Source organism: Aminobacter aganoensis (assembly GCF_014206975.1).
GTDB classification, from domain to species: domain Bacteria; phylum Pseudomonadota; class Alphaproteobacteria; order Rhizobiales; family Rhizobiaceae; genus Aminobacter; species Aminobacter aganoensis.
In genome coordinates, this window is the sequence record NZ_JACHOU010000002.1 from 375606 (window position 1) to 394481 (window position 18876).

Sequence of the window (18876 nt, forward strand, 5' to 3'; positions counted from 1 at the left end):
CTAATCGGCTATGTCAGACATGGAAAGGCAAAGGCAGCGGCGATGCGGCGGCGCCACTGCGGCACCAGCCGTGTCAGCGTCACGCCGTGGTCCTGATAGGCATGCACGAAGTTATCCGGTTCGATCAGGATCGCCGCGTGCTTGGCCGGCAGATGCGGCCGCCAGCGGAACACGATGAGATCGCCGGCAGCCATGGCCGAGATCGGCTTGTCCTCGAAATGCCGGCGCAAGCCCTCGAGCAAGCGCTCCTGTCCGGTGGCTTCGGCCCAGTCGGGCGCATAAGGTCCCGGCGGCTCCAGTTCGCGCCCGTAGATGTCACGCCACACGCCCTGCACCAGTCCCAGGCAATCGCAGGCCACGCCCTTGCGGCTGCCCTGATGCCTGTAGGGCGTGCCGACCCATTCCAACGCCGCCGAAACGACAGACGCGGCAATACGGTCCCTGCCAGCATTCCCGCTCATGACACGACCGGCCCGCCATCGAAATTGCCGCCCTCCGTGACGTAGGCATAACCGGCATCATTGCCAGGCAGATGCGGAAACCCGCGGAAACTCAGCGCGTTGGAGAATTTCGCCTTGCAGGTCGCGAACGTCTTGTCGCAACCGGCGCGAACCGAGAAGCCATCTCCCGCCGACGCCGGGGAACCGGCATGCGACCCCATGACGAGCGTCACGCCCAAACCATCCCGACGATGGTCGACGATCCTTTCGCTGCGGCCGGCTCTGGTCCCGCTGGTCCAGGTCAACGTGCCGTGCCCGAACCATCCCGGCGCAAAACCATTCAATCCCGAAACGGTCAGCATGTCCGGCTCGGCAGCGGCCAAGACCGTCCCGCTGCCCGAAAACTGAGGCTGGTTCAGCGCCACGCCGCAGCGCTGGTCGCCTAATTCGGCGTCGCATGAGCGGCTGACATAGCGCCCCCGCACCTGGTCGACCGCGTGCGTGGCGCTCTCCAGTTCGGCAACGAAGCGCTGGTCGCTCCGGGTGATCTTGCCCACGGTCGCCGTCCGCAGCAGTGCAAATTGCCCGGGGGCTATCCAGTTGACCAGGAACGTCTCGACGGTCGCGCTGTCGTACAGTCCGGCTGCGATGTCATCATCGCGGATCCGGTCCGAACTCAGTGCGCCCTCGACATCGACCGTGTCGACCGCAAGGCCGAGTGAGCTGCGCGCTTCGCTGGCGCTCAACCCGGATCCAGGCTCAAAGGTCGTGCCGTCGAATGCAAGCGGCCGATCGTGGTCGGTGTAACCGCTGACGACACCATCTTTCCTGGTCAGTCGCCAACAATGGCAGACGCTGGTCACGGCTCGGCCGAGATGATCGGCCAGTTCCACGGGCATGGTCACAGGCGCACCTCCACCAGCGGGATCGACGGGATCTGCCCTGCCTTGAAAGCCGTCAGGCTCAGCGACAAACGCTCGACATCGAAGCGCACGGGCACATGGAATTCGAAACCTGCCGTGACCAGGGTGCCGGTGCCCGGGATGGATCCAGGCGAAAACACGACATCACCGGTCGCGCCATCGAACGAGAACTCAGGCGAAAATCGTTCGACGCCCGCGACAGCGACACGAAGACTGGCCAGGACCGGTTTGGCGATAAGGCGCTTGTACGCATCGACGCCGGAACCGTAGGCTTTCACCAGGCCGAAGCGTGCCCTGGTTCCGTCTCCCGAACCAAGCAACTGGTCGAGCATGGTCGGCTGGTCTCCAGGCCGGCACGACTTCATGTCGAAGGGATCGCGGAAACGAAATGCATGCAGCGATCCGCGCCGCGCCTCGAAAAACGACAGCACGTCGTGCAGATCGTCCAGCGACTTCACGCCGCTGCCGACGTCGTAGTGATGGCGCGACTGCGAAAGACGCAGGTTGCGCTTCTCCCGCCCCGAGGTCAGCGAAACGATCTCGTTGCGCCGCTCGGGTCCGCCTGTCGCGCCGAAAGACACGGCGAGCGGAAAGATCTCATCATGAAAACTGGCCAGTTCCGACACGATCCCTCCCTCAGAACGTTCTCGCGCCGCGCGAAACAGCCCGCGCCAGCATGCCTGTGATCTGTGCTTCGGATTTGCGGAACGATGCAGCGTCCTGCGCCGTGACGTTGAAGACGACGTTGACGGCGCCACCGCCGCCGGGTGCCGCGACGCCGAGGCTGCCGTCAGCCCCCCGGCGCAGCGGCAGGATGGCCTCGGGACCAGCTTCGCCCATCAGTCCGATGTTCCTGCCGGCCGGAAAATAGGTAGGCGATGACACCACCCCGCCGGAGGCAAACGGCGTCACGCCGCCAGTCACCCCGCCTTTCGCGAAGGGAAGAACGTTTTGCAGGCCTTTCAACAAGTTCTCGAACAGAGACGCGCCCTGTGCCTGAAGCGGCTTCAGGCCGTGCCCCAACGCCATGCCAGCGAGATTCATTCCCAGGTTTCGCAGCACGTCCTCGAGTTCGCGGCCGCCGACGGTTGCCATCCTCAGCGCGCTGGTAAGATGAGCACCAAAGCTGTCGGATAGCTTTTCCAGCGACTTCAACGTCTCCACGAACGAACTGTCGTCCGCCTCTATCCTGACCTCGACCTTCTCAGCCAATTTGGCTCTCCGTTTGATCCGGAAACCGGTTCATCAATTCAATCAGTTGCGCCTTGCCCGGCGCTCCGGTTCTGGCTGTCGCGATAGTGCTCATCGCCCGCTCCAGTTCGCGCGGCGTCATTGCCCAAAAATCTTTCGGCGATAGCCGCAGCAGGCCGAACCCCGTGGCCATCGCGCGGTCCCAGGGAAATTCGGCAGCTGTGCCCGCTGCGGCGGCTAAGGGTTTGGACCATCCTCGGCCTTGGGCGCAGCGCCGAAGGTCGTGGTCAGGAGGTCCGAAACGATCGCGGCAAAGCCGGCGACGCCACCTTCGGCCCGCATGCTGCCCACCTCGTCGTCGGAAAGCTGATGTCCGGCACCGCGCAAGCCGGCGCCGATGATACGGATCATGTCGGTGGCGGACAGCCTGCCGGAGGAAAAGCGCTGCACCAGCGCAGTCAAATCATCGGCGGCATAGCTCGCCTCGAGCTCGGCCAGGGCGCCCAGTGTCAGGCACAGCCGGTGGCTCTTGCCGTCCAGTTCGGCGGCAATCTCGCCGCGTCGCCTGTTCACCGTCATGGCGCCACCGTGAAGCCAACGACGCCGGCAGACTCCAGCGCTACCTCGAACGTCACCTCGCCGTCGTGGTTGCCGGTGTATTCCAGCGCGGTGATCTGGAACGGCCCGTCGACGACGCCGAAATCCGGCACGGCCAATTGCCACCTCACGATCTCACTGCCAAAGAAGCAGGTGCGGATCCTGGCATCGGACTGCTGGTCCTTGAAGATGCCCGAGCCGCTCACCGCCGCCCGCTGCACGCCGCTCCCGGCCAGCAGTTCGCGCCAGCGCCCGGCCGACTCGGCATCGGTGATGTCGACCGTCTCGCTATTGAAGGCGATGCGTTTTGAGCGCAGCCCAGCAACGGTGACGAAGCTGCCAAGACCGTTGGTGTCGATCTTGAGCAGAAGGTCCTTGCCCTTCTGTGCGACCATTCGTTGGTCTCCTGAAATGTCTTGAGAAAGATACTGGAGAGGCCGCGCGTCAGGCAGCCACCGGCTCGGTCACGGCGCGAAAGCGCAACAGGCCGTGCTGCACCGACAGCCGGTCGTCGAACCGGGCCTCGGAGAATTCGAGCCGCATGCTGACCAGATGCTGCGTGCCCAGGTTGAGCGTCGCGTCGTCGAGCAGGCCACGCACCGCTTCCATGATGTCGAGCGCTTCGCGCTTGCCTTGCGACTTCGACCAGACATGGACCGAAAACAGCTGTTCGGTGCCGCTTTCGGTGTCGGTGCTCCAGTCGTAGACGCTCGTCCGCCCGAAGGTCAGGTAGGGAAAGCCGACATTGGCGGGCGCCTGATCGTGTATCTTCGGGCCGCCCAGGAGCGCCACCAGCGCGGCGTTGCCGCGGAGCGCCGCAAACACCGCCTTCTGCAACTCAGCGGCCGGGGCGGTCATCGTTTCGCTCCCTCTTGCTTCTCGCTCGTGCCCGCAAGGACGGCACATCGGCCAGCCTTTTGGCGGGCGTTGCGTCACGGTAGCCCTGTTCGGCGTTCTCCGCCAGTTCATGCGCCTTCCAGCGCAACGCCCGCTTCAGCCCATCCAGCGTCAGCTTCATCGTCACGTTCATGCACCTTGCTCCCTTGTGCGGCAAACGAGGTAACGCTGTGTTTCGTCGGGGTCGTGCACGGTCACGATGTCCAGCACGCGCGTGCCCCGGCGCAGGCGCATCCCGCTTTTCAAGCCGACCCGCCACCGCACCGTCACTCGATGCGTCGCCGTCTCCAGCGATTGGTCGGCGCCGAACAGGCTGTGCGCCGAAACCGGCTCGACCCGCGCAAACAGGGTCGCCAGTTCGACCCAGCTTTCCGCATGGCCGCCCATGCTATCCGGCGTCGTCACGCATTCTTCGAGCGCAAACTCGCTGCGCAGCGCGCCGGGGTCGATGAAGCTCGCGCGCATCAGAGCCTCCGGGCCCGATAGCCGGACAGCAGCCGGTCATATCCACCGGGGTAGGAAACCGGCTGGTCGACAGGACCGAAGCTGCTGCGGAACTCGTAACAGTGCGCCACGAGCAGGAGCATCGCCCGTTTGAGCAGATCGGGCACGTCGGTCCCCGCCTCGCCGAAACCGGTGCGAAAATCGATCTCGACGCCATTCATCGTGCGCAACCGCTGCGGTGCGCGCTCGAAGTGGATGCGCGCCGGCCGCGACAGCGTGTCCAGTTGGTAGTCGCCGGGATTGACGACCGACGCCTCGCCCTCGCTGCCGAAGGTCGTCACCGAAATCACCTGGCGCACCGGGTGCCGCGTCAGCATCACGAAGTTGTCGGCCGGCCAGCGATCGAGCACCAGCCGCCAGGTCTGGTCGATCAGGGCCATACCCGTCGTGCGCTCGACATCCTCGCGCGCGGCGCGGATCAGGCCGCTCATCAGCGCGTCCTCGCTGGTGTGCGATATGCGCAGATGTGACTTGGCGTCGACCAGCGTCACGGGCTCGACCGCCGGCGCGACGGTTCTGATCAAGGTCATTCATCACCTGTGTCTGGCATGGAAAGGGAGCGGCCCCGGAGCGGGGTGGGACACCGGGGCCGCAACGGCACTGAGCGGTCGACGCGAGGGATATCCCGGTCTGGCCGGCTTACGCGGTGCCGTATTTGAGCAGCTTGATCGCGCTGAAGTCCTGGACGCCGCCGCCGACGCGCTTGGTCGTGTAGAAAAGCACGTAGGGCTTGGCGGAATAGGGATCGCGCAGCACGCGCACGCCAGTGCGGTCGACGACCAGATAGCCGCGCCCGAAATCACCAAAGGCGATCGGCGTCGCGTTAGCCGCCGCATCCGGCATGTCTTCGGCCTCGACAAGCGGGAAGCCCATCAGCATGGCCCGCTGTCCGGGTGCCGAAGGCGGCTGCCAGAGATAGTTGCCGTCGGCATCCTTCAGCTTGCGGATCGATGCCTGGGTCTTGCGGTTCATCACCCAGCTGCCGTTCTGCCGGTACCCTGCCTTCAGCGTGTAGACGAGGTCGATCAGGATGTCCGAAGGGCTCGACGCGGGTAGCGCGCCCGATACGCCGGTCACCAGGTAGCCGATATCGCCCCAGGCCCAGCTCGCCTCGGCCACCTTGTTGTAGTCGAGGAAACCCTTGGGCCTGTTGACGCCGTTGCCATTGACGAATGCGGTGCCTTCCTGCTCGGCAAAGGCCGTCTCCACCTCGGAGGCGATCCACTGGTCGAGATCGACGACGCTGTCTTCGAGCAGCGACGCCGTGGCCGCCGGCATGGCGTAGAGCTCCATCGTTGGGAACTGCAGCTCGGCCAGGACAGGCGTCGCCGTCTGCGGCCGCGCAGCCGTCTCGGCAACCCAGCCGACGGCCGGTCCCGTGGTGGTGAACGGCTTTTTCAGCACGGCGGCCGAAACCTGCCTCACCGAGGCGATCGAACGCAGCGGCGACAATGTCGAGAGCCGGCGGCCGATCTCGGTTTCCGTCTCGTTCGGCACCAGATAGCCGCCGTCCTGGCCGGAGCCATACGACATCGCCTTGGTGTCGAGGGCGCGTAGCTGACGGTCGTCGCCGTTGCGCATGTAGGCATCGAATGCATCCTTGTGCTCGCTCGGCATCGACCGGCCATCGCGCCCAAGTGCCGGCCGCAGCCGCTTCAGCGACAAGCCGTCGAGCGTGCGCTTCTGTTCCTCGAGCGCACGCGAGATGCGATCGACCTTGTCGCTGGTCACCACGTCGGCGCCGAGCTTGCCTTCCAGCTGCGCCAGGCGCTCATCATTGCTGTCCTTGAAGGCTTCGAAAGTGGTCATGAACTCGCCGAAGGCATCCTTCAGGTCGAGGTTGTCGCCGGCAGCCGTCTTGATTTCGGGGGCGCGCGGCGCGTTGGTCTCGTTCATACGCTGCTTCCTTTTTGCTTGATCATGCGCGTGGCCTCGCGGATGCGTTCGGCGAGGCCGCTCTCAGGTCCCCATGCGGCGTCCCGCTTGCGCACGAGGCTGGCAAAACCCTCGGCGATGACCGCCCGGGCGTCGCTCCTGGTCAGCCCCGCATCCCGCGTGAGCCAGCCTTCGAATTGTCGAGTGGTGGGCAGCCGCCCCCTGCCCTTGACCGTGTCGATGCGCGCTTCGGGCAGCATCGGGAAGGTGACGATCGAGATCTCCCAAAGATCCGCCTCGAGGATATGGCGGACACCGCTCGCCTGTTCCTTTCGTGCCTTCACGGCGCGAAAACCGATCGACAGGCCGTCGAGCGCACCGCCGCGCAGCAGGTTGTGCACGTCGCGGGCCCGCGCCACGTCCTTGGCCAGCCGGCCACGCACGAACAGACCGCGGCTGTCTTCCTTCAGCTCGGTCCAGGTGCCGATCGGCTGGTTGGGATCATGCTGAAACAGCATTCGGATGCCCGCCGCGCCGCGTGTCCGAAGCGATTTGGCGAAGGCGCCGCGCTCGACAACGTCCTTGCCGAGATCAACCCGCCCAAACAGGCTGGCATAGCCCGAGAAATTGCCGTCGACGGCGACTTCGTCGAGCACCAGGTCGACGAGCTTCCGCTCGCCGTGCCGCATTGCTGCCTCATGCACCATCAGCGCCGTTCCTCTTCCGTCGGTCGTCGAGCCACCGGCCGACGCGGTTGCCTTCAAAGGCGCGCATGACAAAGCCGAGCGCCCACCAGGCACACAGGCTTGCGGCTGCTGCTCCCATCATCGTCATCTCGGTCGGGCTGATCAGTTCTTCGATGCCCAGTTCGGCGGCGATCTTCAGGCCGACGGTACCGCCGAACACCAGGCCGCAGACCACGCCCACGGCAAAGCGCGCCGCGGCCTCGCGCCGGCCTTGCGGCAGAATGTAGGCAAGCGAGATCGCCGAACCGGCAATCGCGCCACCGCCCTTGGCCAGCCACAGCCAGCCGGGGTTGGATATGTCGGTCATCGTTCAGGTCCCAGATTGTTCAGCCGCGCGGCGGATAACCCACCGCCTCGCGCTTTTCGTCCTCGCTGAGGAAATCGGCGGCCCTGAGCCGGGTCCACAGGGCATCGCGCTCTCCAGCGAGCCCCTCGACCTGATCGGCGTCGTACCAAAGCCGCAGGCCGCTGCCGAAGGCCGGCGCCAGCCATGCCGACAGGTCCTTCGCCGTCCGTGCCACCAGCGGCAGCACCGTCAAGCGATAGAAGGCGCGGTTCGCCTCCTGGTAGTTCGCATAGGTGTTGTCACCCGGGATGCCGAGCAGCATCGGCGGCACGCCGAAGGCGAGCGCGATGTCGCGGCTCGCCGAGTGCTTCGCCTCGATGAAATCCATGTCCTTCGGCGTCAGCCCCATCGCCTTCCAGTCAAGACCGCCCTCGAGCAGAAGCGGCCGGCCGGCGCGGGTCGCTCCGGAATAGCCCTCTTCCAGCTCGGCCTTCAGCCGGTCGAACTGGTCGTCGCTCAGGTTGCCGCCGTCCTTAGGCGCATAGACCAGCGCCCCGGATGGTCGCGCCGAATTGTCGAGTAGCGCCTTGTTCCAGCGCCCGGCCGCGTTGTGCGTGTCGAGGGCGATCAGCGCCGCTTCGAGCGGCGGGAAGCCGTAATGATCGTCGAGCGGATGAAACAGCGTCAGATGTGCAGCGCCACCCTGGTCCGACAGGCCGAGCGCGATGCGTCGGCGCGCGCCACCTTCGCGATAGTCCAAGGCCGTCGGCCAACCGCTTGCGTCGCTTGCCACGGCGACCCGGTCGGGCCGCAGCAGATGCAGTTCACGCGCACCGCCACCGGCCTCGACCATTTCGACATAGGCGTTTCCCGACAGCAGCAGGTGACCATAAAGCGCTTCCATGAAACTGCCGCCGGCCTGGCGCTCGTTCGGCCGCTCGAACAGGTCGAGCAAGGCGTGGTCGCCCAGTTCGGTGGCGCCCTCGTAGAGCAGCCAGGGTATCGCCGACGCCGTTTCCGAGATCAGGCGCACCGAACGATGCACGATCGGATTGCGCATGAAACCTTCACGCGCCAGCCCGGCATAGTCGCGCCGTGTCCAGCGCGCCTCGCCCTGGGCATGGAGGGCGACAAACCCGGTCGGTCCGCCGCTCTTGCGTTCGGGCACGACGCTTCCCTTCCCGGTCCGCCAGAACCAAGGCCAAGTCACAGCCATATCGCTTCCTGTTCAGAGAAAATCGCGGATTCGCGGTTCGGTCGACCAGTCCGGCATCAGTTCGCCGATCGCCCAGACCAGCGCATCGACGCGGTCGGGAGAGCGGCCATTCGACAGCCCGTTCGGGCCGAAGTCGCACATTTCGTCTTCCAGGGCCGGAAAACGCCCTGCATGCAAGACCTTGCCTTGCGGATAGAGCGCAGCGATCGGTTCGGCGCGCAGCCATTTCGACCGCTTCGCCCGCACCGCCTTTACCGGCACCGCCGGATCGACGGTTCGGATCACCGCCGTCACCATCTCGCCGCCCTGGTTGGTCTCGGCGACGATGCAGTCAGCCTCCAGCCGATGAAACAGCCGTACTGCCGCGCCGGCCCAATCCTGCGGTTTCGCTGCCTGGACCGTGGCATCCGCCAGGACCACTGCCCGGCCGGCCGCATCGAGCCCGACCGCGACGATGCCGCAGGCATCCGATGTCTTGCGCGAACTCGCCGGCGGGTCGACCGCCACCACGATACGACGCAAGTCGGCGGCTTCCGCGACGAAGGCCGCTTCGAGCATGTCGCGCGACCACAACGCGTCGGCGCGGTCCTCGATCAGTTCGCCATCCAGTTCCTGCCGTCCGAGCACACTGCCGCCATAGCGGCCGCGGATCGCGCCCAGAAAACCCGGCGCCAGGTTAGCGATGTTGTCGTCCGACCGCATGCGCGTTACCGCAACACCAGGATCGGCGAGCAGACGCTTCAGCAGCGGTACGGGTCGCGGCGTCGTGGTGATGACCTGGCGCGGCCTGTCGCCGAGCCTCAGCCCGAACTGCAGCATGTCGAAACAGGCATCGGCATGTTTCCACTTCGCGAGCTCGTCGCACCATGCCGCCTCGAACTGAGGCCCACGCAGGCTGTCGGGATCTTCGGAAGAAAATATCTGCGCCACCGCGCCACTGTCCCAGACCAGCCTCTTGCGGCTCGGTTCGAAACGGGGCCTGTCATGGCGCGAAATCGTTGCGATGCCCGACGGCCCTTCGATCATCACCTCGCGCACGTCGGCAAGGGTTTCGCCGACCAGGGCTATCTGCGAATGCCGCCTCGATGCAAAGGGAGAAAAACCGCGCACCAGGCTGTTGACCCATTCCGCCCCGAGCCGGGTCTTGCCGGCGCCGCGTCCCCCCATCACCAGCCAGGTCGCCGGTTCGGCCTCGAGCAGGTATTGCTGGATCCGCGCCGACCTAAACCACTCCTTCGCGATCAACCTGCCTTGGCGCAGGGTCAGTCCCTGCTGCGCAAAGCACTCGCGCATAGTCTCTGGCAAGTTCGACGATGCGTTGGTCGATCCTTGCGAGCACGTCTGCCATTTCTGCATCTCTGTCCGTCTGGCTCACTTTCGCTGCCTCGCCTCCCCGCATCAATTCGGTAATCTTCTCGACCGTCCTGATGATCGAACCCACCATCTCCACCTGCGCCTTGTCGAAACCGTCCTCGTTCTCCAGGCGCAATGTCTCGACCTGAGCGACAAGTGAATCGGCCAGCCGTGCCAACCGCTCGGCGAAGTCGCCCGGGGCGGCAGCAATCCAGCCTTCCCGCGCCGACCGCCTTTCGATCGAAGCGACCGCATAGCCGCTTGCCACCGAGAGGAGTTCGACGTCCGCCGTCGCACCCTCATGGAGCGCGCGCAGCGCCCGCCATCGCTCGTCCGCTATCGCGACCAACGAAACCTCCAGCTTCATGATTGGGAAAACCGCCCGCCGTGTGCCCGTTTGGCTACACTTCTTTGACGATATCCGGACACTATCAAAGCACCGTCACGCTGTCAAGAATATATTCCTATGTCGATGCTTTTTCTCTTCCCGGGATGCTGTCCGCCACCCTCTTGTCGCGGCGTCGAAAATCGGGGACAAGTCAGTCATGGGCCGAGGGACGCGCGCCCTGAATTCGCCAGCAATCCCATTTTGATATAAGCTGCAGTCACGCGCCGGACCCGTCTCGAATGGAAAATCCCGTAGAACCACGCAAGAAAAGAGGCCGCCTGGCTGCGGGCCTGCTCGCCCTCGATGCCTGGCTCGACTCCTCGCTCTACGAACTGCGTTTCCGCGCGCAGCAATTCTGGGAAAACGCCACGATTTTCTTCCGCCGCTTCCGCGTCAAGGGCTGGCGCCGCGGCATCATCGAGGTCCTGAGCGAAGGGTTCACCATGGCCGCCGGCGGCTCGGTGGTGATGCTCGCGCTCGCCATGCCGGCCTTCCAGGAGACAACCGGCAACTGGCGCAACCAGGACGACTTCGCAGTCACCTTCCTCGACCGCTACGGCAACGAAATCGGCCAGCGCGGCATCATCCAGCGCGACTCGGTTCCCGTCGACGAAATGCCCGACCACGTCATCAAGGCCGTGCTGGCGACCGAAGATCGGCGCTTCTTCGACCATTACGGCATCGATTTCCTCGGCCTGATCCGCGCCATGTCGGAAAACGTGCGCGCCAACTCGGTCGTCCAGGGCGGATCGAGCCTCACCCAGCAGCTCGCCAAGAACCTGTTCCTCACCAACGAGCGCACGGTCGAGCGCAAGGTCAAGGAAGCGTTCCTGTCGCTCTGGCTCGAATCGAACCTGTCGAAGAAAGAGATCCTGCAGCTCTACCTCGACCGCGCCTATATGGGCGGCGGCACGTTCGGCATCGCGGCCGCAGCCGATTTCTATTTCGACAAGCAGGTCAAGGACCTCAACCTCGCCGAGGCGGCGATGCTGGCCGGCCTGTTCAAGGCCCCGACCAAATACGCCCCGCACATCAACCTTCCGGCCGCCCGCGCCCGTGCCAACGTCGTTCTCAGCAACCTCGTGCAGGCAGGGTTCATGACCGAGGGCCAGGTGCTGTCGGCGCGGCTGCGTCCCGCAGACATCGTCGACCGCGGCGACCGCAAGAGCCCCGACTATTTCCTCGACTGGGCCTTCGACGAGGTCAAGAAGATCGCGGCCAAATCGGGCATCCATTCGCTCGTCGCGCGTACCACGATAGACATGAACATCCAGAAGGCGGCGGAAGAATCCGTCGAATTCCATCTCCGCCAGTTCGGCAAGGAGTACCACGTCACCGAAGGTGCAGTCGTGGTGATCGAGACCAACGGCGCCGTGCGCGCCATCGTCGGCGGCCGCGACTACGGCGCCAGCCAGTTCAACCGCGCCACACGGGCGCAGCGCCAGACCGGTTCGTCCTTCAAGCCCTATGTCTACGCCACCGCTATGGAAAACGGCTTCACGCCGGAATCGGTCATCTCGGACGGCCCGATCAGCTGGGGCGCCTGGTCGCCCAAGAACTACACGCGCGGCTATTCCGGCCGCATGTCGCTGACGACCGCGCTGGTCAAGTCGATCAACACCGTGCCGGTGCGCCTCGCCAAGGATCATTTGTCGATACCGCCGATCAAGGCGATGACCGAGGCGATGGGCGTCGAGTCTCCCGTCAGCTCGCACAAGACCATGGTGCTCGGCACGTCGGGCCTGACGGTCATGGACCAGGCGACCGGCTACAGCGTGCTTGCCCAGGACGGCATCGTCGGCACCCGCCACGGCATCACCCAGCTGGTCACGCATTCCGGCCAGCTCATCTACGACTACAGCAAGGACGCCCCGCCGCCCCACCGGGTGCTGTCCGAGCAGGCGGTGGCGTCGATGAACTCGATTATGGTGCAGATCCCCGAGGTCGGCACGGCCCGCCGGGCCGCACTTCCCAACATCCGCTCCGCCGGCAAGACCGGAACCACCCAGTCCTATCGCGACGCCTGGTATGTCGGCTACACCGGCAACTATACGGCCGCCGTCTGGCTCGGAAACGACGACTTCTCGCCGACCAACAACATGACCGGCGGTTCGCTGCCGGCCATGGTCTGGCAGCGTTTCATGGCCTACGCCCACCAGAACATCGACCTGAAGCCCATCCCCGGCATCAAGAACCCCTTCGTCGATCCGGCGACCATCGCCAAGGCCGAGGAAGCGGCCAAGAGTGGAACCCAGCAGCCGGCAGCCGACACCGTCGACAGGCCTCCGGTCCTGTCGAGCACGACGACGCGGGCATTGCGTGCGATCGCGGACGTCTTCCGTCAGGCGCCCGCCATCTCCCCGCCGGCCGAACCCGAGACGCTTTCAGCGCTGTGATTGCTTGAAATTGACGGGTCAGCGATCATTCCCGCACCGGCTGCAGCCCTTCCCGGCTTGCCTTCGGGTCGCATGGCGGGATATTCCTCCGCCAACTCCATCCTGCGGCGGCTCATGCTGAAACAATCGCTCCTGATAGTTATCGCCCTCGCGGTTGCGGTCGGCGGCGGTGCCGCCAGCGTGGCGATGGTGCTCGATTCGCAGGAAGGCATCGGCGCCGTCGCGGTCGGCCCATGGACCGCCTTTCCCGACATAGGCACCCCTGACGCAGATCCCTATTCGAAAGCCCGTGTCGCGCGCGATGGCATGCTTGCGCTGGGCCGCGCCGAGGGCCTCAGTTTCGTCGCGGACCGGGACTCGGGCGGGGTCACCTTGAGAAGCGAATGCAGCTATCGCGTCGAGGGATCGTTGCCGGTTGCCAGGTTCTGGACCTTCTACGCAACCGACAAGGCGCAGATGACGCTCAAGTCGGGGATGCGCCGTGATCCGTCGATGCATTCTCTTGAAATTCTGCACCAACCCGACAATTCCATCGAGATTGCGGTCGGCGCGCGGCCGCACCCCGGCAACTGGCTGCCGGTATCGGGCGCCGGCGAAATGAACCTGGTGCTGACCCTCTACGACACGCCCGTCGCCAGCAGCACCGGCCTGTCGGGCATCGAGATGCCACGCATCGTCAGGGTCCAGTGCAATGCGTAGGCTGTTCCACGCCCTCGCCATCGGGCTGGTCGGCGCCGGCATCGCCCATATCGCCATTCTGCTGCTGGTTCCCAGCTTTTCCGAACGGGATGCCTGGTCGCGCCTGGCCATGGTCGCCGGTCCCAACAAGGTTGTCCGCCTCGACCAGGAAATTGGCGGCGCACCGGTGGTGAAATCGCTCGATCCGTCTTTCTACGAAGCCGCCTGCCGCTTCGATCTGGGCGAAGGCGTCGTCCGCATCGACAACGCCGGCAGGGTCCCCTACTGGTCGGCTTCGGTCTATGATCGCAGCGGCCAGAACATCTACAGCTTCAACGATCGCACCGCGACTGACGGCAATCTCGACTTCGTCGTGCTCACGCCGGCGCAGATGATCGACCTGCGCAAGGAGCTGCCGCCTGAGTTCGAAAAATCGATCTTCGTGGAAACGCCGATCGACGAAGGCATTGTCGTCGTGCGCGCATTTGTTCCCGACGACAGCTGGAAACCGATCGTGTCGCGCTTCCTCGACGGCGTCAGTTGTGAAATCCAGTAGACGCGCAGCCCGTCGGAAGCGTCAACCACGTTGCCTGTGACCGGTTCGGCTCCGCGTCAATGCCGCGGCAACGGATCCTTGCGGCGATTGCTGCCTTCCGCCCGGTGTCCAGGCGGCGAAGCCGTGTCGACGGTGCGCTCATAGCGCACGCCGGGGAAGATGATGATGGATGCCGATGTATCCGCCGTATGTTGGGACCGGCGGGTGGCCGCTGGACGCGGCATGAATGAAACTATGCTGCCCATGGTTCGCGATTCCCTCTCGGTTGAACCGGAGTAAGCACGCAACGCCTCCATCTCGATAAGGCCAGTAGAGGGTTAACAGCCGGTTACTTCATTGCATTTGCTTCAATTGAGGACTGCCGTTTCGCTTTCGACAGTGCATTCATACCCATGCGGCGTGAGCGGTCTGTGAATGCAGCAGCATTGCCACGTCACGGATGCCCGGCTGAAAACGGGCAATTCGGACCTTGCGTCACGATTTGACTATAAGCCTTTGTTAATACACGACTTCCTTAACGCCAAAGTTAACAGTCCGCTAACAAATCTTCGCTAAGTTTATGTTCACCTTCGGGAGCACGGATGCAGCAGCGTTCGCATCCCAGGGCAGTGCAAGGTTGTGTCAGGCGTATCCGTTCGTGTCAGCATCGGACTTCAGGCAAATCGCCATCGGTCGCGAAACCGGAAAGCCCGAGCGGCTCTTCCGGGCAGCGGTTTCCGCCTTCTGCGCGCTGCCCCGCCCCTCGCGCCGCGAAATCGCACAACTTGAAGACCTCACCCTTCCACTTTTCGACAAGGTGTCGGTGGAGGCGCGCCGCTATGTCTCCGCTGCGCTTTCAGAAACCGAATATGCGCCGCCCGGCCTCGTTCGCCGCCTGAGCGACGAAAGCGTCGATATTGCCGCGCCGCTGCTGATCCGTTCGCCCATGTTGTCGGATGTCGCACTCATCGCGTTGATCGGGCGCCACGGCCTGCCGCATGCGCGCGCGATTGCCCGTCGCCCCAGCCTCAACCAGACGATCGCCGACCTGATCCGCGTGCTCGAACGGCCACGACTGGTGTACCCCGAGATGACGGAACAGGATCAAGCATCGGCCACTGCGGCAACCGCTCCGACGACAATCGAGGCGGCACAGGACGCGTCGAACATCCCAGCCCCGGGCGAACTGGCCGAGAACGTACGCCGCCGCCTTCGCTCGATGATGGCCCCTAACACAGCGCACCAATCGGCGCCGGGCGAAGGACAGACGCGTGGGCCGGCCTACGAACGGCTCAAGTCGACTGCCCTTACCGGCAACGGCACCTTCTTCCAGACCGCCCTCGCCGACGCGCTGGAGATCGACTTCCAGACGGCCCGTGCGATCACGGAAAAGTCGGGCTACTCCTCGCTTATCGATGCGCTCAAGGCGCTCGACCTGTCGGAAGAACAGGCCTTCCTGCTGGCGGCGACGACGTTTCCCAGCCAGTTCGCCCATGCCGAAGCCGTCAGGCTTTTCCTTGAGCGCTATCGTCTGTTGCATCGCGACGTAGCGCTCGACCGGGTGCGCGACTGGAAGGCAGCCGCAGTTGGCGCCAGCATCCGCGGCAATGCCGAGAGACTTCAGCCGAAGTCAGGGGCAGCCGGATCAAAGAGCGACCAGCTCAGGGCGTCGTAAGCGACACCAGATCCTTGATCTCGGTCTGGCCCGGCTCGATCTCGACCACCCAAATGTCCGGATCGAACCGCCGCTCGCGCTCGAGCCGCTTGTCGATCGCCGCTCCGTCGTCGTCGCTTTCAAGCAGGCTGAACTGGCGCTCATCAGGCCGCGCCATGTCGTAGCTGGTCTGCGGCGCGGGTCCGTACAGGCTGGTGCGGCCGAAACGATCGCGGGTCAGGATGAAGACGGCGCCGGCTTCTAGTGCGCCCCGGCTGAGGATCGCGCCAAAGCCGCCTTCGCCGAAAATCCGGCGCAGCAGGGCAGATACCCAGAAATCAGTGGTTACGCGCATTGCCCGGCCCGATCGCAATTTCGATCCGGCCTCTATAGCGGCTAGTTCGGAAGGCGCACAGGCCAAACGATACCGGTCAGGCTCAGTTGGTCAGGCCGATCTCACGCATCTTGACGTAGACGGCGGGGTCGGGCTCGCCCGTTTCAGGCAGGCCGAACAAAGCCTGGAACTCGCGGATGGCCGCCTTGGTCCTGGCGCCTGGAACGCCATCGATGTCGATGCCGTCGTTGCCGAAGGCCTTCAGTCCGGCCTGGATCTTCATGATGCGCGCGCTGGGATCGGCGTTGACCGCAGGTTCGGCGCGCACAGGTGCAGGCGTGGCCGCGCCGGTGCGCGGGCTCGACGCCGGCGTCGCCTGCGCACGCGGCGTCGGTGTCGGCGCAATTCCGGCGGTGGTTTCGGAAGCGCCAAGCTGTTCAAGCAGCGCGCCGTCGACATCGCCCGTGGCCGTCAGTCCTACCTTCTTCTGATAAGCCTGGATGGCACTGCGCGTCGCCGGTCCGTTCAGCCCGTCGACCGCGCCGTCATAAAAGGCAAGATCCTTCAGGATGCTCTGTATCTGTTCGATCTGCGGGTCGCCGCTGGGGCGCACGACTTCGGCCTGCGGCCGCTCGATCTTGATCGTGGTTTCTGCCTCGCTCTCGCCCATGTCGGGGAACTCGACTGCCTCGCGAGTGGAGAAGAAGGCACCCTTGTGCGCATATGGCTGATACCACAACGCATTCGCGGAGACGTAGAACAGCGCCACCAGAAAGGCGGTCGAACCGCCGACCAGCATCGGATTGCGAGCAATCATCCCGCCGAGCGCCACCGCGCCATCCTGCAGCGGGCTGCGCTCTTCGACGACCCGCTTAGCTTGCTTTGCGGAGCGGGCCATTGCGCATCTCCCTGATCCTGTCCGCCGGCAGTCGCATCACTTCGCCCTTCGTAGGCTCCGGACGGAATGCCGGTCCTTCTATCGGCAGGCTGATGGTAACCGTGGTCCCCTCGCCCGGCGCGCTCTCGATCGACATCGTGCCGTCGTGCAACGCGACCAGTCCCTTGACCAGCGAGAGCCCAAGGCCCGTGCCTTCGAAACGTCGGGTGTAATCGTTCTGGATCTGCGTGAATGGCGTGCCCAGCCGCGACAAATCTTCCTGGGCAATGCCGATGCCGGTGTCCGACACCCAGAAATGCAGCCGCGAGCCAAGACGCTTGGCACCGATCTCGACCCGACCACCGTCGGGGGTGAACTTTGCCGCATTGGACAGAAGGTTGATCAGCATCTGCTGCACCGCGCGACGGTCGGCCTTGACCTCGCCCGTGCCGGCTGCAACTTCGACAGCCAGATCAAGCGCCTTGGCCTCGATCTGCAGCGCCATCATCGAAGCGCACATGTCCACCGCCTCGCGGAACCTGAACGGCTCCGGATTGATCGCATAGCAGCCCGACTCGATCTTGGTGACATCGAGGATCGAGTTCACCACATCGAGCAGGTGCTGGCCGGACTCGCGGACGATGCCGACATATTCCTTCTGGCGTGGCTCCTGGAACTTGCCGAACATCTCGTGCAGCAGCATGTCGGAAAAGCCGATGATCGCGTTGAGCGGCGTCCTGAGTTCATGGCTCACCGCTGCCAGGAAATTGCTCTTGGCGAGTTCCGCGCTCTTCACGGCGTCCGTGGCCTTGGCCAGTTCGCTGCGCAGTTCGGCGACGGTGTCGTTGTTGCGGACGATCGCAATGAACTCGACACCGGTCCTGATGAATTCGAGTGCGAAGGGCCGGAAGTTGTCGCCCGCGTCGTTCTCGGTCTGCCTGGGCAGGCGCAGAAGCAGCTCGACCTGACGCGATTCGGCTCCATCGCGCATGTCTGCCAGCGCGCAGAGATAACCGACACGGTCGGCGACGTGGATGCGCTCGAACAGGGCAGTGCCCAGGAGCAATTCCGGCTGCAGGCGCAACAGCGTCCGCGCCTGCTCGGAGACATCGACGACATCGCCATTCTGCGCGACGCGCAGCACGACAGCCTTGAGAACCTGCTCCAGCGGAGCGGCCGGCAGAGCCGCCTGTTCGGCGCCATGGCTGGCAAATTGCACCGCACGAACGACGAAGGTCGCCAGCCAGGCGACAGGCAGCAACCAATGCCATGCCGATGCAGTCGCATTTTCGGCAAATGGCATGACGCCGAGTAAACCTTGCAGCAGCAGTGCAGCAACGGCGGCGATCGCGCCGAACATGGCCGCCTTCCGCGTCCGCCAGACCCACAGCGCCTCGAGCGGAAGGGCTGCTGCGAGAAGCGCAGCCGGCGAGGTCAGGCCGCCTGCGGCAGCAATGATGGCGCCAGCCGTGGCGGCGCCGACGCCAAGCGATGCGACACCGATCAACGCGCCCCTGCCGGTCGCGGCAACCAGCAGCGCCGCCAGCCAGCTCAGGCTGAAGGCGGCGAAGATGACGGCAAAGGTCGGAGCCGCGCCAAGATTGGCCGACACGAGAACCACACCAGCACCGGCAACGAGGAAAGGTGCCGCCAGCATCAGGCCGACGAGGCGCCGTTGGCGCGACCGTTCGGAACCATCGATCGACGGATGGACCAGCCGGTCACAGCCGCCGGCGACCGCGCCGGAAAACTCACCGTATCTGGTCATGACAAAACTCAACGCTACGCACTCTTCCGTGGCTCGCTTTGCGGCTCTTCTCTGGTTGGTCTCCAAACTCGCACCGAGCCTTTAATGAAGGAATAAAGCCAGCCGACCGAAACCCCGGCTCATGGCGAATATCGGGATCGCGGCGCCGACATTCGACAACAGTTCTCGCCATGGTAAATGGAGAGTTATTTGCCTACTTCGGCTGCCCGAATCTGCGC

General features: G+C 64.6%; 23 protein-coding genes and 1 pseudogene. 4 read left to right on the top strand and 20 right to left on the bottom strand.

From position 1 onward, the window contains the following. Window positions 1-8: 8 nt before the first annotated feature. From GGR00_RS05735 to GGR00_RS05815, 17 genes and pseudogenes are all read right to left on the bottom strand, one after another. Window positions 9-461, bottom strand: coding sequence for an NlpC/P60 family protein (locus GGR00_RS05735; RefSeq protein WP_184698428.1), 453 nt, complete (start codon window positions 459-461; stop codon window positions 9-11). Continuing rightward, a complete protein-coding gene (locus GGR00_RS05740; RefSeq protein WP_184698945.1) occupies window positions 458-1339 on the bottom strand; it encodes a DUF2163 domain-containing protein in 882 nt (293 codons plus the stop codon). Before GGR00_RS05740 ends, GGR00_RS05735 begins: the two co-directional genes overlap by 4 nt. A 2-nt stretch (window positions 1340-1341) precedes the next feature. Continuing rightward, window positions 1342-1980 (bottom strand): DUF2460 domain-containing protein, encoded by a 639-nt coding sequence (locus GGR00_RS05745; protein WP_184698947.1) that lies wholly within the window; start codon window positions 1978-1980, stop codon window positions 1342-1344. 19 nt (window positions 1981-1999) lie between these two features. Beyond that, entirely contained in the window at window positions 2000-2575 is a 576-nt protein-coding gene (locus GGR00_RS05750) for a phage tail tape measure protein (protein WP_184698430.1), read from the bottom strand. Continuing rightward, window positions 2568-2753: pseudogene (locus tag GGR00_RS05755) on the bottom strand (phage tail assembly chaperone); the annotation flags it as partial. The pseudogene GGR00_RS05755 and the gene GGR00_RS05750, both read right to left, overlap by 8 nt. Window positions 2754-2791: 38 nt before the next feature. After that, entirely contained in the window at window positions 2792-3133 is a 342-nt protein-coding gene (locus tag GGR00_RS05760; RefSeq protein WP_184698434.1) for a gene transfer agent family protein, read from the bottom strand. Continuing rightward, on the bottom strand, window positions 3130-3546 hold the full coding sequence (locus GGR00_RS05765; protein WP_184698436.1) for a phage major tail protein, TP901-1 family: 417 nt from the start codon (window positions 3544-3546) through the stop codon (window positions 3130-3132). Before GGR00_RS05765 ends, GGR00_RS05760 begins: the two co-directional genes overlap by 4 nt. Window positions 3547-3595: 49 nt before the next feature. Continuing rightward, complete coding sequence (locus GGR00_RS05770) at window positions 3596-4009, bottom strand: DUF3168 domain-containing protein (RefSeq protein WP_055978395.1); 414 nt, start codon at window positions 4007-4009, stop codon at window positions 3596-3598. After that, window positions 3990-4181 carry a hypothetical protein gene (locus GGR00_RS05775; protein ID WP_184698438.1) on the bottom strand — a complete coding sequence of 64 codons (192 nt, stop codon included), beginning with the start codon at window positions 4179-4181 and terminating at the stop codon, window positions 3990-3992. The genes GGR00_RS05770 and GGR00_RS05775 overlap by 20 nt, the downstream gene beginning before the upstream one ends. Continuing rightward, window positions 4178-4513, bottom strand: coding sequence for a phage head closure protein (locus tag GGR00_RS05780; RefSeq protein WP_184698440.1), 336 nt, complete (start codon window positions 4511-4513; stop codon window positions 4178-4180). The genes GGR00_RS05775 and GGR00_RS05780 overlap by 4 nt, the downstream gene beginning before the upstream one ends. Beyond that, window positions 4513-5082 (bottom strand): head-tail connector protein, encoded by a 570-nt coding sequence (locus GGR00_RS05785; RefSeq protein ID WP_184698442.1) that lies wholly within the window; start codon window positions 5080-5082, stop codon window positions 4513-4515. Before GGR00_RS05785 ends, GGR00_RS05780 begins: the two co-directional genes overlap by 1 nt. Window positions 5083-5191: 109 nt before the next feature. Next, on the bottom strand, window positions 5192-6448 hold the full coding sequence (locus GGR00_RS05790; RefSeq protein WP_184698444.1) for a phage major capsid protein: 1257 nt from the start codon (window positions 6446-6448) through the stop codon (window positions 5192-5194). Continuing rightward, window positions 6445-7134, bottom strand: coding sequence for an HK97 family phage prohead protease (locus GGR00_RS05795; RefSeq protein WP_377863268.1), 690 nt, complete (start codon window positions 7132-7134; stop codon window positions 6445-6447). Before GGR00_RS05795 ends, GGR00_RS05790 begins: the two co-directional genes overlap by 4 nt. Further along, a complete protein-coding gene (locus GGR00_RS05800) occupies window positions 7124-7480 on the bottom strand; it encodes a DUF6107 family protein (protein ID WP_184698446.1) in 357 nt (118 codons plus the stop codon). The genes GGR00_RS05795 and GGR00_RS05800 overlap by 11 nt, the downstream gene beginning before the upstream one ends. Before the next feature lie 19 nt (window positions 7481-7499). Further along, window positions 7500-8669 carry a phage portal protein gene (locus tag GGR00_RS05805; RefSeq protein ID WP_377863272.1) on the bottom strand — a complete coding sequence of 390 codons (1170 nt, stop codon included), beginning with the start codon at window positions 8667-8669 and terminating at the stop codon, window positions 7500-7502. An 18-nt stretch (window positions 8670-8687) separates the two neighbouring features. After that, entirely contained in the window at window positions 8688-9968 is a 1281-nt protein-coding gene (locus GGR00_RS05810; RefSeq protein ID WP_184698450.1) for a DNA-packaging protein, read from the bottom strand. Continuing rightward, window positions 9898-10395 (bottom strand): hypothetical protein, encoded by a 498-nt coding sequence (locus tag GGR00_RS05815; protein WP_055978386.1) that lies wholly within the window; start codon window positions 10393-10395, stop codon window positions 9898-9900. Before GGR00_RS05815 ends, GGR00_RS05810 begins: the two co-directional genes overlap by 71 nt. Window positions 10396-10655: 260 nt before the next feature. On the opposite strand from GGR00_RS05815, the gene GGR00_RS05820 reads away from it, so the two are divergent. The 4 genes from GGR00_RS05820 to GGR00_RS05835 all read left to right on the top strand — a co-directional run bounded on the left by GGR00_RS05820 (window position 10656) and on the right by GGR00_RS05835 (window position 15700). Beyond that, on the top strand, window positions 10656-12812 hold the full coding sequence (locus tag GGR00_RS05820) for a transglycosylase domain-containing protein (protein WP_055978385.1): 2157 nt from the start codon (window positions 10656-10658) through the stop codon (window positions 12810-12812). A 114-nt stretch (window positions 12813-12926) separates the two neighbouring features. Then, a complete protein-coding gene (locus GGR00_RS05825) occupies window positions 12927-13511 on the top strand; it encodes a DUF1214 domain-containing protein (protein WP_055978466.1) in 585 nt (194 codons plus the stop codon). Further along, window positions 13504-14046: a DUF1254 domain-containing protein gene (locus tag GGR00_RS05830; RefSeq protein WP_055978384.1), complete on the top strand. Its 543-nt coding sequence runs from the start codon at window positions 13504-13506 to the stop codon at window positions 14044-14046. The genes GGR00_RS05825 and GGR00_RS05830 overlap by 8 nt, the downstream gene beginning before the upstream one ends. Window positions 14047-14683: 637 nt before the next feature. After that, window positions 14684-15700, top strand: a complete 1017-nt coding sequence (locus GGR00_RS05835; protein WP_184698452.1) for a hypothetical protein — start codon at window positions 14684-14686, stop codon at window positions 15698-15700. Here GGR00_RS05835 and GGR00_RS05840 read toward each other — a convergent pair. From GGR00_RS05840 to GGR00_RS05850, 3 genes are all read right to left on the bottom strand, one after another. Continuing rightward, complete coding sequence (locus GGR00_RS05840; RefSeq protein WP_055978383.1) at window positions 15687-16034, bottom strand: DUF1491 family protein; 348 nt, start codon at window positions 16032-16034, stop codon at window positions 15687-15689. The genes GGR00_RS05835 and GGR00_RS05840 overlap by 14 nt on opposite strands. Before the next feature lie 82 nt (window positions 16035-16116). Next, window positions 16117-16911, bottom strand: coding sequence for a peptidoglycan-binding domain-containing protein (locus tag GGR00_RS05845; protein WP_055978382.1), 795 nt, complete (start codon window positions 16909-16911; stop codon window positions 16117-16119). Beyond that, the gene (locus tag GGR00_RS05850) at window positions 16886-18658 is read right to left on the bottom strand and encodes a sensor histidine kinase (protein ID WP_246441286.1); all 1773 of its coding nucleotides are present in this window, start codon (window positions 18656-18658) and stop codon (window positions 16886-16888) included. Before GGR00_RS05850 ends, GGR00_RS05845 begins: the two co-directional genes overlap by 26 nt. Window positions 18659-18876 lie beyond the last annotated feature (218 nt).